Annotated in this window: 11 protein-coding genes; 7 read left to right on the top strand and 4 right to left on the bottom strand. The window is 69.0% G+C overall.

Annotated features, from left to right (window positions below; genetic code table 11):
* Positions 1-31: 31 nt before the first annotated feature.
* Entirely contained in the window at positions 32-1378 is a 1347-nt protein-coding gene (locus tag ACWPXK_RS31825) for a lipase family protein (protein WP_454199864.1), read from the bottom strand.
* Positions 1379-1526: 148 nt separating this feature from the next.
* On the opposite strand from ACWPXK_RS31825, the gene ACWPXK_RS31820 reads away from it, so the two are divergent.
* The 4 genes from ACWPXK_RS31820 to ACWPXK_RS31805 all read left to right on the top strand — a co-directional run bounded on the left by ACWPXK_RS31820 (position 1527) and on the right by ACWPXK_RS31805 (position 7206).
* Positions 1527-2309 (top strand): SDR family oxidoreductase, encoded by a 783-nt coding sequence (locus ACWPXK_RS31820; RefSeq protein ID WP_454199863.1) that lies wholly within the window; start codon positions 1527-1529, stop codon positions 2307-2309.
* Positions 2310-2373: 64 nt separating this feature from the next.
* Positions 2374-3507, top strand: coding sequence for a hypothetical protein (locus ACWPXK_RS31815; protein WP_454199862.1), 1134 nt, complete (start codon positions 2374-2376; stop codon positions 3505-3507).
* A 109-nt stretch (positions 3508-3616) separates the two neighbouring features.
* A complete protein-coding gene (locus ACWPXK_RS31810; RefSeq protein WP_454199861.1) occupies positions 3617-5155 on the top strand; it encodes a hypothetical protein in 1539 nt (512 codons plus the stop codon).
* Between the two features lie 218 nt (positions 5156-5373).
* Entirely contained in the window at positions 5374-7206 is a 1833-nt protein-coding gene (locus tag ACWPXK_RS31805; RefSeq protein ID WP_454199860.1) for a phosphoenolpyruvate carboxykinase (GTP), read from the top strand.
* A gap of 109 nt (positions 7207-7315) precedes the next feature.
* Here ACWPXK_RS31805 and ACWPXK_RS31800 read toward each other — a convergent pair whose 3' ends face one another.
* The gene (locus tag ACWPXK_RS31800; RefSeq protein WP_454199919.1) at positions 7316-8152 is read right to left on the bottom strand and encodes a phosphohydrolase; all 837 of its coding nucleotides are present in this window, start codon (positions 8150-8152) and stop codon (positions 7316-7318) included.
* 32 nt (positions 8153-8184) lie between these two features.
* Here ACWPXK_RS31800 and ACWPXK_RS31795 point away from each other — a divergent pair, with 32 nt between their 5' ends.
* Both ACWPXK_RS31795 and ACWPXK_RS31790 read left to right on the top strand, forming a co-directional pair.
* A complete protein-coding gene (locus ACWPXK_RS31795; protein ID WP_454199859.1) occupies positions 8185-9135 on the top strand; it encodes a GlxA family transcriptional regulator in 951 nt (316 codons plus the stop codon).
* Between the two features lie 347 nt (positions 9136-9482).
* The gene (locus ACWPXK_RS31790; protein ID WP_454199858.1) at positions 9483-9686 is read left to right on the top strand and encodes a hypothetical protein; all 204 of its coding nucleotides are present in this window, start codon (positions 9483-9485) and stop codon (positions 9684-9686) included.
* Here ACWPXK_RS31790 and ACWPXK_RS31785 read toward each other — a convergent pair whose 3' ends face one another.
* Positions 9687-11132, bottom strand: coding sequence for an aldehyde dehydrogenase (locus tag ACWPXK_RS31785; RefSeq protein WP_454199857.1), 1446 nt, complete (start codon positions 11130-11132; stop codon positions 9687-9689).
* Positions 11133-11341: 209 nt separating this feature from the next.
* Between ACWPXK_RS31785 and ACWPXK_RS31780 the strand changes: the two genes are divergently transcribed.
* Complete coding sequence (locus ACWPXK_RS31780) at positions 11342-11644, top strand: hypothetical protein (RefSeq protein WP_040784748.1); 303 nt, start codon at positions 11342-11344, stop codon at positions 11642-11644.
* 5 nt (positions 11645-11649) lie between these two features.
* Here ACWPXK_RS31780 and ACWPXK_RS31775 read toward each other — a convergent pair whose 3' ends face one another.
* Positions 11650-12435 carry a class I SAM-dependent methyltransferase gene (locus tag ACWPXK_RS31775; RefSeq protein WP_454199856.1) on the bottom strand — a complete coding sequence of 262 codons (786 nt, stop codon included), beginning with the start codon at positions 12433-12435 and terminating at the stop codon, positions 11650-11652.
* Positions 12436-12528 lie beyond the last annotated feature (93 nt).

The raw sequence follows: 12528 nt of genomic DNA, 5'->3' as shown, positions 1-12528 counted from the left end.
GGCGGTTGTGCACGGACCGCTGAGCGGGAGGTCAGGCGGCGCGCGCGGGCGCGATCCTGGACTCGGTCGGTTGCTGCTGGCGCAGCGGACGGCCCAGCGCGACCTTGGCCGCGGTCACCGCCATTTCCAGCAGGCCACGCACCCCCGACGGCGAGGCGGCGACCGACCACACGGTCGTGTCGCCGACGTCGCTCACCGGTTGCCCGGCGAACCGATCGGCCAGCCAGTCCAGGCTGATCGGAGTGGACAGCGGCAGCAGCGAAAGATGCTCGCTGAGCCGGTCGCGCACGTAGGTGACCATGGCTCCGCCCCGGCGGTATCGCTCCACTTGGCCGTCGACGGCCTCGACGTGGATGACCTGATCGTGCACGGGTTGCAGCACGAGCAGCGGGCAGGCCGGTGTCGCGTTGCCGAGGCGCAGATCATCGAACATCGCCGTCAGTTCCGGCGTGTCGAGCACCTCGGCGAGCGGGCGGCTGAGGAAGTCGTCGACTTTCTTGTGGGCGAGCCCGAGGACCGCGCCGACCGGGGTCGCGTTCTCGGCGTGGACGACGAACCGACGGCCATCGTGGTTGAGTTCGTGGTCGATCAGCCTGCTCAGCGCGGGATACAGCCTGCGCAGGGCGGCGATCACGATGGCGGGCAGGCCCGCGTAGGCGGTGCCGTTGAGCCGGTCGAATATCTGGCGTGGGTCGCCGACCGGGGCGCCGAGCACCGCACCGACGATGTCGAGTTCGGGGGCGTACGTCGGCGCCACCTCGACCGTCCACGAGCTGGCCATGCCGCCGCCGGAGTAGCCCCACACCGCGATCCGGGTGTCGGGGGCGAGGCCGAGCGGGGCAAAGCGCAGCGCGGCGCGGATCCCGTCGAGCGCCCGGTAGCCGGGCTCCCGCGGGGCCCCGAAGTTTCCGTGCGGGCCCTCGTGGTCGGCGATGCTGACCGCCCAGCCGCGCCGCAGCGCGTTCGCGACCAGCAGCCATTCGAACTGGGTGATCGAGCCGAGCGCACGGGCTCCGTAGCGCAACGCGTACGACGGCGAACACTTCTCGGCCACCGCGTCCATCGCGGTCTGGAAGGCCAACAGCGGTCGATCCTCGTCCGGTTCCGCGTCGATCGGCAGCAGGACCGTGGTTATCGCCGCCTCAGGGGCTCCGTGCAGATCACAGCTGCGGTACAGCAGCTGCCAGGCCGAGACCTGCTGCGGGATGATGCCGAACAGCGCCACGTCGATCTTCCGGCTGCGCAGGATGGTCCCCGGCGGCTTGGCCGCGAACCCCTTCGGAGGTCGGTGGAACGGGTCCACGCTCGGCAGCAGGGGCCCGTGGTCCGAGGTGGAAACAGGCTCAGGATCGACAACGCAGGTGATTTCCGCGGTCATCGCAACCTCCGCATCGTTGTGGTCGTTGCCGATTCGAGACCTAACATTGCGTTTTGATAACGGTGCTGACCTCAAAGAGAGGGTAAATGACCAACCACAGGTCTGTGAACCCCCTGTTACCAGGACTATCGGTACTAGACTCCGCGGCATGAACAGACCGACCGTGTTCATCAGCGGTGCGGCAGCCGGGATCGGGCGGGCTACCGCCCTCCTTTTCGCCGCGCAGGGCTACCACGTCGGCGCATATGACATCGACGAAGTCGGTTTGACAAGGCTCGCCGCCGACATCACCGGCAAGGGCGGCAGCGTGCGCACCGGCGTGCTGGATGTGACGAACGACACGCAGTGGGCGAAGCGACTCACGGAGTTCGATGCCGAAAACGGGCGGCTGGACATCTTGGTGAACAACGCGGGCATCCTGCGCGCCGGGCCGTTCGAGTCCATCGATCTGTCCGCTCACCGGGCGATCGTCGAGGTCAACCTGGTCGGCGTGCTCGCGGGGACACACCAGGCGTTCCGCTATCTGCGCGACACCCCCGGCGCCCAGGTGGTCAATCTCTGTTCGGCCTCGGCGATCTACGGCCAAGCCGAGCTCGCGAGCTATGGCGCGACCAAGGCGGCGGTCAAGAGCTTGACCGAGGCCCTCGATCTCGAGTGGGAGCCCTACGACATCCGGGTGATCGCGATCTGGCCGTTGTTCGTCTCCACCGCGATGGTGGAGGGTGTGACGACCGGGACGACGAAGTCGCTCGGCGTGCGGTTGACCGCCGATGACGTCGCCGCCGGAATCTGGGCGGCCACCCGCAAGCGCGGCCGGCTGCCGAAGGTGCACTACGAGATCGGCACGCAGGCGAAGGTGCTGGCCACGGTCGCGAAATACGCCCCGAACTGGGCAGTGCGGACGGCGAACAAGTTCTTCAGCGGCAGCTGAACGGTCGAGCCTGTCCGGTGGCGCGACTTCTGACAGAATTGCGCACCGAACAAGGGGGTGCAGCATGCCGACAGCCACTGAATCCGACGGGCCACTGCGTGGGCGGGGCGTTCCCGCGCCCGACCACGATCAGCTCGACAAGCTGCTCGCCGAACTGCGTTTCGGAGCGGGACGTGACCCGCAGATCGGCTACGCCGCCGCGGCGGCGGTCAGCGCCTGGCGTAAACCGCCGCGCATCCAGGTGACCGGGCGCGCGCACGCGGGGCGGACCACGGTGCTGCACGCGCTGGCGCTGCTGTCCGCGGTGGAGACCGATCCGGTGGACGAGCCCGGGGCGCCCGATCCGGAGCTCGACGCCGACATCGTCGTCTACGTGCTGTCGGCCGCGCCGACGCCCGCCGACCGCAGAATCTTGGCCGCTCTGCCGCCGCAGCGCACGGTCGTGGTGCTGAACAAGGCCGACGCCATCGGCTCCCGCTGGGGCGACGCGGTGGCGGCGGCCGAACAATACGGCAGGGAATTGCGGGTTCCGGTCGTTCCGGTGGTTGCGTCGCTGGCGGTGCGCACCAGGGCGGGAACGATGACCGGCGCCGACCTGGCCCTGTTGCGCAAGCTCGCCACCGAGGCGGACCCCGCGCTGGTGCTGTCGCCGGACCTGTTCGTCGCGCCGGGGCCGGATGTCGCCGAGCGGGAGCAGTTGTTGCAGCGCTGGGACCTGTACGGCGTGGTCTGCGCCTGCACCGCCCTGCGCCACGATCCGGAACTCGCGCCGCAGGCGCTGCTGCAGATCCTGCACGCCGCCAGCGGCATCGACGCACTGCACCGGCTGCTGCACCGCCGTTACGAACAGGTCTCCGCGCTCCGCGGCGGCGAACTGCTCGACGAACTGGCCCGGCTCGCCGCCCGCGCGGTCCCGGAAGAGGGCGGCCGTGCTCGCGACCTCCTGGAGACCTATCTCTACGGTGACGACGCTCTCTGGCTCGGGCTCTGCGCGGGCCTGGCCCGGCCCGAGGTGGCGCACCTCGCCGCGGGCTATCCCGCTCCGGCGCCCTCGGACGCCGACGACGCGATGGCCCGCGCCACCCGGTGGCGCGCCGTCGTCACCAGTGACATGCCCCCGGCGGCCCGCCGCGCCGCCTTGCGCGTGCACAACGGGTACGTCCGACTATGGGAGCGGATGAGCAGTGCCGGTCTCTGAGCCCTCGGACGCACCGACGGCCGACACTCCCGACGCGGCAGGTTCGGCGCCGGGCACCGGAACCGGCCGACCCGCCGGCCCCGGCTCACCGACCGACGATGGTCCCGCCGTGGACTCCGGAACCGTGCGCGCCCTCTCGCCGGAGGTCGAGGCGGTGGTGGCGCGATGGAATCCGCAAGGTTTGGCGCTGCTGGGTGCGGTGCACGGTTCCGGCGCCGCGAGGACGGTCACGGTGATCGGTCCCGCCGATGTCAACACCACACTGCTGCGAACCGAGCTGGCCCGGTTCGAGCCGCGCATCGCATTGTCCGAGCCGATTCCCGACCCGCGTGCGGCCGTGGCGACGACCTCGCCGTCCGACCGTGGTCAGCCGTCCATCGGCGCCCTGTCGGCGCCGGCGCTGATTCTGCTCGACGCGGGCACCACCATCGGCGCGGACCTGCTGGAGATGATCGGCAGGATGCGCGCGGTCGGGACGCGCGTTCTGCTCGCCATGAACGGCATCCACGCCTACCAGGACTGGCGTGCGGTGCGGGCGCGGAACCTGGAGCTGCTGGCCGCCCAGGGCGCCGATCTGAACATCGTGCCGGTCTCGGCACGGCTCGCCGCGGCGGCCCGCACCGCGGGCGACGCCGGGCTGCTGGATCGCTCCGGTCTCGGCGCGCTGCACGCGGAGTTGACCGCGGCGACCTCGGGCGCCGCGGCGACCGGCGACCGGTTGGCCACGGTCACCGGCCGAGTCCTGGCCGATACGCGCCAGCGAGTGATCGAGCAGGTGGCCGCGCTGCGCTCCGGCGCCGACCTGGCCCGGCTGCGCGAGGAACGTGCGGTGCTGCTCGCGGGCCGTGACGGCGGACGCGCCACCGCCATGTCCACCCTGCGCGGGCAGTTGCACCTGGCGCGAGTCGACCTGATGACCGATATCGGCGCGCGGATTCGCGCGCTGCACACCGCGGCTCGCGCCGAGTTGGATCGAGTGCGTCCCGCCCAGCTCCGTGGCTATCCCGACCGGCTCCAGCAGGCCGTGACCGAGCTGACCGGCGCTGTCGATCACACCATCGACCACCGCTTGGCCCAACTCGGGGACCGGATCGAAGACGTTGACCGCGCTGTGCCACCGCGACGGCGTGATCCGGCTCCGCGGGTAGGGCCGGATCCGGAGCCCAGACACCGGGGTGTCGAAGATCACCTTATGATCGCGCTCGGCGCGTCGGCGGGTGTCGGCATCGGTCGCCTGCTGGTTGCTCCGCTGGCGCTGGTGCCCGCGCTCGATGTCGCGAGTGTCCCGGTCACCCTGCTACTCGGCGGTAGCGTTGCGGCCTGGGTGGTCCGTGCCCGCGGGCAGCTGGCCGATCGAGCGCACATCCGGCAATGGGTGGCCGACGCGCTGGTCAATGTGAAAGCCCAGCTCGAGCAGCGGGTGGCGACCGCGCTCGTGGAAACCGAGACCGCTTTGGCCGATAACGTGGTGCAGGCAAGCACCGCGCGAATGGTGGAAACCGATCGTCGCGTCGCCGAACTGGAGGTGAAGCTGCGCCGGATGGCGGCCGAACAGCCCGGTCAACTCGCCGCATGCGAGCGGGATATCCGGATCCTCGACCGCTGGATCTCACCTGTTGAAACGAGCGACCAATTGGGTACACAGTGAGGAACCCGATGCCGTACGGGTCGTCACATGGCGTTAACCTCTAGTCAGGAACTTGGGCGTTCCGCTGAGTCCTGATCTGCCGCCCGGCTGGGTGCGCTGACGACCGGTCGGAGCGGGCGCCTTCCCGCCAACGGTGGCGCTGGGTGCATTCGCGCTGGTCATGGGCCTTGGGCCAGGCGGCGAAGCATCGAGTGGCCGCCCATCTCAGGAGAGTTTTCATGACGTCAGCGACCATTCCTGGTCTTCGTGGATCCGACGGCAAGGCGCCGACCGAGCACAGCGAACTACTCGCCTGGGTACAAGAAGTCGCCGAACTCACCCAGCCGGATCGAGTGGTGTGGGCGGACGGCTCGGACGAGGAATGGGACCGGCTGACCGAGCAGCTCGTCGCGGCGGGAACGTTCAAGCGCCTGGATGAGAAGAAGAAGCCGAACTCCTTCCTCGCCCTTTCCGACCCCTCCGACGTGGCACGGGTGGAGTCCCGCACGTACATCTGTTCCAAGACCGAGGCCGACGCGGGCCCGACCAACAACTGGGTCGACCCCGCCGAGATGCGCGCCACGATGACCGAGCTGTACCGCGGTTCGATGAAGGGCCGCACCATGTACGTGGTGCCGTTCTGCATGGGCCCGCTGGGCGCCGAGGACCCGAAGCTGGGCGTGGAGATCACCGACTCCGAGTACGTCGTCGTGTCGATGCGCGTGATGACCCGCATGGGCGCCGCCGCGCTGGAGAAGCTGGGCGCCGACCGGCCGTTCGTGAAGGCGCTGCACTCCGTGGGCGCGCCGCTGGCCGAGGGCCAGGCCGACGTGCCGTGGCCGTGCAACGACACCAAGTACATCACCCACTTCCCCGAAGACCGGGAGATCTGGAGCTACGGCTCCGGCTACGGCGGCAACGCGCTGCTCGGCAAGAAGTGCTACTCGCTGCGAATCGCCTCGGCGATGGCCCATGACGAGGGCTGGCTCGCCGAGCACATGCTGATCCTGAAGCTGATCTCCCCGGAGAACAAGGCCTACTACATCGCCGCCGCCTTCCCGAGCGCCTGCGGCAAGACCAACCTCGCGATGATCCAGCCGACCGTGCCGGGCTGGCGCGCCGAGACCCTGGGTGACGACATCGCCTGGATGCGCTTCGGCAAGGACGGCCGCCTGTACGCGGTGAACCCGGAGTACGGCTTCTTCGGCGTCGCGCCGGGCACCAACCGCAGCTCCAACCCGAACGCCATGGCCACCATGGAGGCGGGCAACACGGTCTACACCAACGTCGCGCTGACCGACAACGGCGACGTGTGGTGGGAGGGCCTGGAGGGCGAGCCCGATCACTTGATCGACTGGAAGGGCAACGACTGGTACCACCGGGAGACCGAGACGCTCGCCGCCCATCCGAACTCCCGCTACTGCACGCCGATGGCGCAGTGCCCGATCCTGGCCCCCGAGTGGGACGATCCGCAGGGTGTGCCGATCTCGGCGATCCTGTTCGGCGGTCGCCGCAAGACCACGGTTCCGCTGGTCACCGAGTCCTTCGACTGGCAGCACGGCGTGTTCATGGGCGCGACGCTGTCGTCCGAGCAGACCGCGGCCGCCGAGGGCAAGGTCGGCACGGTGCGCCGCGACCCGATGGCCATGCTGCCGTTCATGGGCTACCACGTCGGTGACTACCTGGGCCACTGGATCAACGTGGGCAAGAACGCCGACGCGGCCAAGCTGCCGAAGATCTTCTACGTCAACTGGTTCCGCCGCGGCGACGACGGCCGCTTCCTGTGGCCGGGCTTCGGGGAGAACTCCCGCGTGCTGGAGTGGATCATCGGCCGCATCGAGGGTTCCGCCGAGGCGGAGGCGACCGCGATCGGCAACGTGCCGACCGCCGAGCACCTCGACCTGGACGGTCTGGACGTCGAGCCCAAGGACGTCGACGAGGCGCTCGCGGTGAACGCCGACGAGTGGCGCAAGGAGATCCCGCTGATCGAAGAGTGGTTCGAGTTCGTGGGTGACAAGCTGCCTTCCGGCGTGCGCGACGAGTTCGAGGCGCTCAAGCAGCGTCTGGGCTGACACTCCACCAAAAGTAGCACCGCCCGCACCATCTGGCCGATGGTGCGGGCGTTTTGCTTGCGCCCCAAGCCTTTTCCCGCTTCCGAAGCTCGGCTTCCGCCCGGCGGCGCTATTCGTCGAACGGCGCCATCCGGACCATCGTCAGGAAGCCGGCGCCGCTCAGCCAGCGCACCCTGCCCTCCGGCACGGCCTTCGCCTCCGCCTCGAAAGCCGCGATCACGTGCCGTTTGAGGTCGTGGCGCGGGTGCCGTCGCAGCAGGTCGGCGACCCAGTCCCGGTCCAGTTCCGCCAGCCGCGCACCGATCACGTCCACGGACGCGCCCGCGGAGACGAAGCCGCCCGGGTCGTTGAGATCGTCGGCGACACCGGGCGTGATGTGGGCGGCGATGGCCGCGCCGATCGCGTCGGCGCGCACGGGGTCGGCGCCCGCTTTCCGGGCGAACGCGGCGGCACGCTCTCCGCCGGTCACCGCGAAACACCGTCCCGGCGTGGGGTGTTCGAGCTGAAGGTCGTGCAGCAGGCACGAGACGTAGACGAGTTCGTCGTCGTAGGTGGCGCCATCGAGGTCGGCCAGGACTCGTCCGAAGTAATAGGTGCGCAACGAATGATGCAGCACGTGCGGCGAAAGTGATTCGCGCGCTTCGATTTCCGCTGCAACGGCCAGCGCGGAATCGGGCAGCCGCAGACCGGCGAAGTCCAGTTTGCCGCGTCCGCGCCGACCCAGCGCGAGCCGGACCCGGTTGGGCACCGTGGCGGGCAGCGTTCGCGCCGTCTCGACGGCCAGTCTGCGGCGTTGCTCCTTGGTCAGCGCGCCACCGGTGCGGGTGGCCCATTCCCAGTCGAGGCCCGTTGGTGCGGCCACGGCGTTCTCCTTCGTCGTCGGAAACTCGCTGCGGGCTTCAGTCAAGCGCGCACCAGGGCCCGCGACGAGTGGCGGAAACGACAGTAATACTCGGATTCATGCCAAACTAGTGCGTGATGAAGAAAGTGGTCGCGCTCGCGCTGGACGGCGTCATGGCCTTCGACCTGGCCTCCGCCGTGCAAGCGTTCCGGCACGGACCCGGTAAGACCGGCGAGCCGCACGGGTTCGAGATGCGCACCTGTGGACTGCGCCCGGGGCCAGTGTGGACGCCCAACGGCTTCGAATTGCGGGTGGAACACGGGCTAGAGGCGCTCGCGGAGGCCGATATCGTCGTCGTCCCCGGGATCGGCATTCCGACACTGCCCACTCCGCGGGAGGCGCTCACCGCGCTGCGGGATGCGGCGGAACGCGGCGCGACGCTGGTGAGCATCTGCGTCGGCGCGTTCATCCTCGCCGAGGCGGGTCTGCTGGACGGGCGGCCCGCCACTACGCACTGGGCCTACTGCGACGAGTTCGCCGAGCTGTATCCCGCGGTGAAACTGGACCCGGCGGCGCTGTATGTGGACGACGGCGACGTGCTCACGTCGGCGGGCCTCTCGGCCGGTCTCGACCTGTGTCTGCACATCGTCCGCAGGGAGCTCGGCGCGCATGCGGCCGCGGAGCTGGCCAGGTGGAACGTCACTTCGCCGCACCGGGAAGGCGGTCAGGCGCAATACATTCCGGAGGGACCCGGCGCTCGCGGTGTCGATGGCGGCCTCGCCGCCACGCTGGCTTGGGCGGTCGCCGAACCGACTGCGGCGGTGGATGTTTCGGCGCTCGCCGCGCACGCGTTGATGAGCGAGCGCACGTTCATCCGCCGGTTCAAAGCGGAGGTGGGTACCACGCCGCGACGCTGGCTCGACGCCCAGCGCACCGCACGTGCCCGTGAGCTACTGGAAACTACGCGTTTGCCGGTCGAAGTCGTCGCGGCCGAAGCGGGATTCGGCAGCGTCACTGCCCTGCGGGTGCATCTGCGTGCGGCGACGGGAGCCACGCCGGCCGCGTATCGCCGATCACTGGGTCGGTGACCAGGGCTCGACTCGGCGGTTCTGTGCGAATGGGATTGTGGTGCAGTTGAATCGGGCCACAAAGTGAAAGTTTTTGACCCGGAGTGCATCCGCGTACGGCGTCAGCACCGGCAGTAGGTTACTGAATTCACCCGATTCAGTAGGTTTATCAACCGGCGCAATGGGGTAATGATCTTGTCGAGAGATCTTATGTAGTCGTAGCTTATGCTTGACGTGTTGTTCCTGCTACCTACACCGCTCTGATTACTGGCGGTTAACTGATCGACTGACCTACTTCCCTATCGACATCGGATCCGCGATCCCCGCGGTGCACGGCGAGATCGAGGCGCGAGAGAGGCGGTTGGAGCATGGCCGATCTGGAGACGACGGCGTCCATTCCCCGGATGGGTGCCGAATTCGAGTTCGCGACCGCGAGCACGCCGCTGCGCCGAGCTGCGGGACGGCTGCGGTCGGTGCTGCCGCCAGGGTGGCGCGTCGAGATCGTCGACGCGCCGACCCGGCTGTACGGCGACCGTGCGCCCGTACTCCGGGTGGTCATGCCGCCGGACTGATCACCCGGTCCAGCCGAGCGGCATGAGCAGCGACTTCTGCTCGCAGAAGGAGTCGAGGCCCTCCGGGCCGTTCTCCCGTCCGAGTCCGGAGGCCTTGTAGCCGCCGAACGGCGAGCTCGGGTCGAACGCGTACCAATTGATCGCGTAGGTGCCGGTGCGCACCCGCGCCGCGATCTCGGCGCCGTGTTCGATGTCGGTGGTCCACACCGATCCCGCGAGGCCGTAGACCGAGTCGTTGGCGATGGCGACGGCCTCGTCCTCGGTCTCGTACGGGATGACCGACAGCACGGGGCCGAAGATCTCCTCCTGGGCGATGGTGGACTTGTTGTCCACGTCGGCGAAGATCGTCGGCTCGACGAACCAGCCGCGGTCCAGGCCCTCCGGCCGGCCACCGCCGAGCACCAGCCGCGCGCCCTCGGCCTTGCCCTTGGCGATGTATCCCTCCACCCGCTCGCGCTGGCGTTCGGAGATCAGCGGGCCCAACTGCACGGTGGGGTCGCTCGGGTCGCCGACCTTCATCGTCCGCACATGGTCGACCAGCGCGTCGAGGATTTCGTCGTACCGGCTGCGCGGGGCGAGGATGCGCGTCTGCGCGACGCAGCCCTGCCCGCTGTTCATCAGGCCGGAGAACGCGAGCACCGGGATGCCGGCCGCGACATCCATGTCGGGCAACAGGATCGCCGCGGACTTGCCACCCAGCTCGAGCGAGACGCTCTTGAGCTGTCCGGTGGCGATCGCGCCGATCTTCCTGCCGATCGCGGTGCTTCCGGTGAAGGTCACCTTGTCCACGCCGGGGTGCGAGACGAGGTACTCGGCCGCGTCGGGCTCGGCGGGCAGCACCGAGAGCACGCCTTCGGGCAGCCCGGCCTCGGTGAATATGTCCGCGAGCATATTGGCCGTGATCGGCGTCAGCGGGGCCGGCTTCAGCACCACGGTGCAACCGGCCAGCAGGGCCGGAGCGAGCTTGTTGGCCGCGAGGAACAGCGGGACATTCCACGCCGTCACCGCCGCGACGACGCCGCGCGGCTCGCGGGTCACCCGCGTGGTGCCGAACCCGCCGACCCGTGTTTCGCGCCAGGGGAAGGATTCGGCCAGGGCGGCGTAGGCGTCCAGCGCGGCGACCGCGGGGATCTGGTTGAGCGTCATGGCGATCATCTGCGGCGCGCCGACCTCGGCGGTCAGCGCGGCGAGCAGGTCGGCGGAACGCTGCTCGATCAGCCGTGCGGCCCGGGTGAGCACCGCGGCACGCTCCTGCGGTGGCGTTGCGGGCCACGGGCCGTGGTCGAAGGCGTGCCTGGCCGCGGCGACCGCGGCGTCGACGTCGGCCCGGCTCACCGCGGGTACGCTGCCCACCGGCTCGACCGTGACCGGCGAGATGACCTGGACGCGCTCGGCGGTGGCTGGCGCGGTCCAGCGGCCGCCGATGAACAAGCTGTCGTAATGCATGGGAACACGTTACAGATTTCCCCGAATTTTGTCTGTAACCTGTTCTAGTTTTTCCTCCGCTCGAAACCCTCTTGGGTGTGAATTCCGACCTCTCGGTTCGCTTTTCGCCGAACGCACTATTGCGTTCTGTTGCTGGAAAGGTCATGCTGTAGCGACAGATCAGCTCGCTCCATTCACCAACCGTTACCGCAAACTGGGGAGTCCGAGTCATGGCGGTGCAAGTGATCGGCCGGTCGCTGATGACCAGTGATCAAACCGAGCATCAGGCGAAGTGCGTCGGCAGCGGAGGATGGGTGGTCTCCTTCCTACCCGGCCGTACCCTGACAATCGAGCAGGCAACCGCGGCTATGCAGGCCGCCGAGGCTGTCGCCGCAGTCGGGATGCTAGCCGATCTGGTCGGTCTGACCACGCTGGAAACCGTCGGGTTGGCCATGCGGGAGTCGCCGTGGAGTGAGCCCGTGCACGCGCCGTGCGGTAAGCGGCACTGGCGTCGCGGATGGCTGGAGCCTTAGTTCAGCTAACTTTTAGTTGCCACAACGACCAGATTGCTCACGAGTAACTCGCGCACCACTGGTATCCGCACCAGCCACCAGGCCCAGCGCGGGTGGTACCGCGGGAAGACCGTGTGGACTTCGGCTGGAGTGCCTGCCGCCCAGCGCAATCCGTCCGCAGCGCGCACCGCGAACAGCGACCTGCCGAACCGGTTCTTGGGTTCCCGCCCGTGCTTGCGCCGATACCGGCGCGCGGCGTACTCACCACCGAGGTAGTGCCACGGCCCGGTCTCGTGCCCGCCGAACGGGCCGTGCCACACCGTGTACGAGAGCACGATCAGTCCGCCCGGCCTGGTCACCCGCACCATCTCGTCGGCCATCAACCACGGCTTCGAGACGTGCTCGGCGACGTTCGACGAGAAGCAGATGTCGACCGCGTCGTCGCGGAACGGCAGCGCCATCCCGGACCCGCGAACGGCACCGGCAACCGAACGTCCCGCCGCGTGCATTTCCGATGGGTCCGGCTCCACCGGGATATAGCGCGCTCCGGTGCGGATGAACTCGTCCGCGAAGTACCCCGGTCCGCCCCCGACGTCGAGAATCGTCGCGCCGTCCAACGACCGGCCGGTGAGGTCGCCGTAGAAGTCGGCGATCATGGCCGCGCTGTCGGCGGCCAGACCGCCGTAGAACAGCGCCGGATCGGTCTGCTCGAACCGGAAACTGCCGAGCAGCCGCAGCGACCGCCGTAGCGTCGCCCGCCGGGCGAACCGGGGCGAGCTGCTGCGCGCGGGCGTTGTTTCGGCTTTGAGCACGGCGCCGAGTTTCGCACAACCCCGATGGTCGGCGTACTGGGCGGGTGCTCGGTTAGGGTGTAGCGCGACATCCGACCCTCCCACCGGGACCGA

It is taken from the genome of Nocardia sp. Marseille-Q1738 (assembly GCF_965283145.1).
Note: the sequence above shows the minus strand (reverse complement) of the source record. Positions and strands in the feature narration are given on the sequence as shown.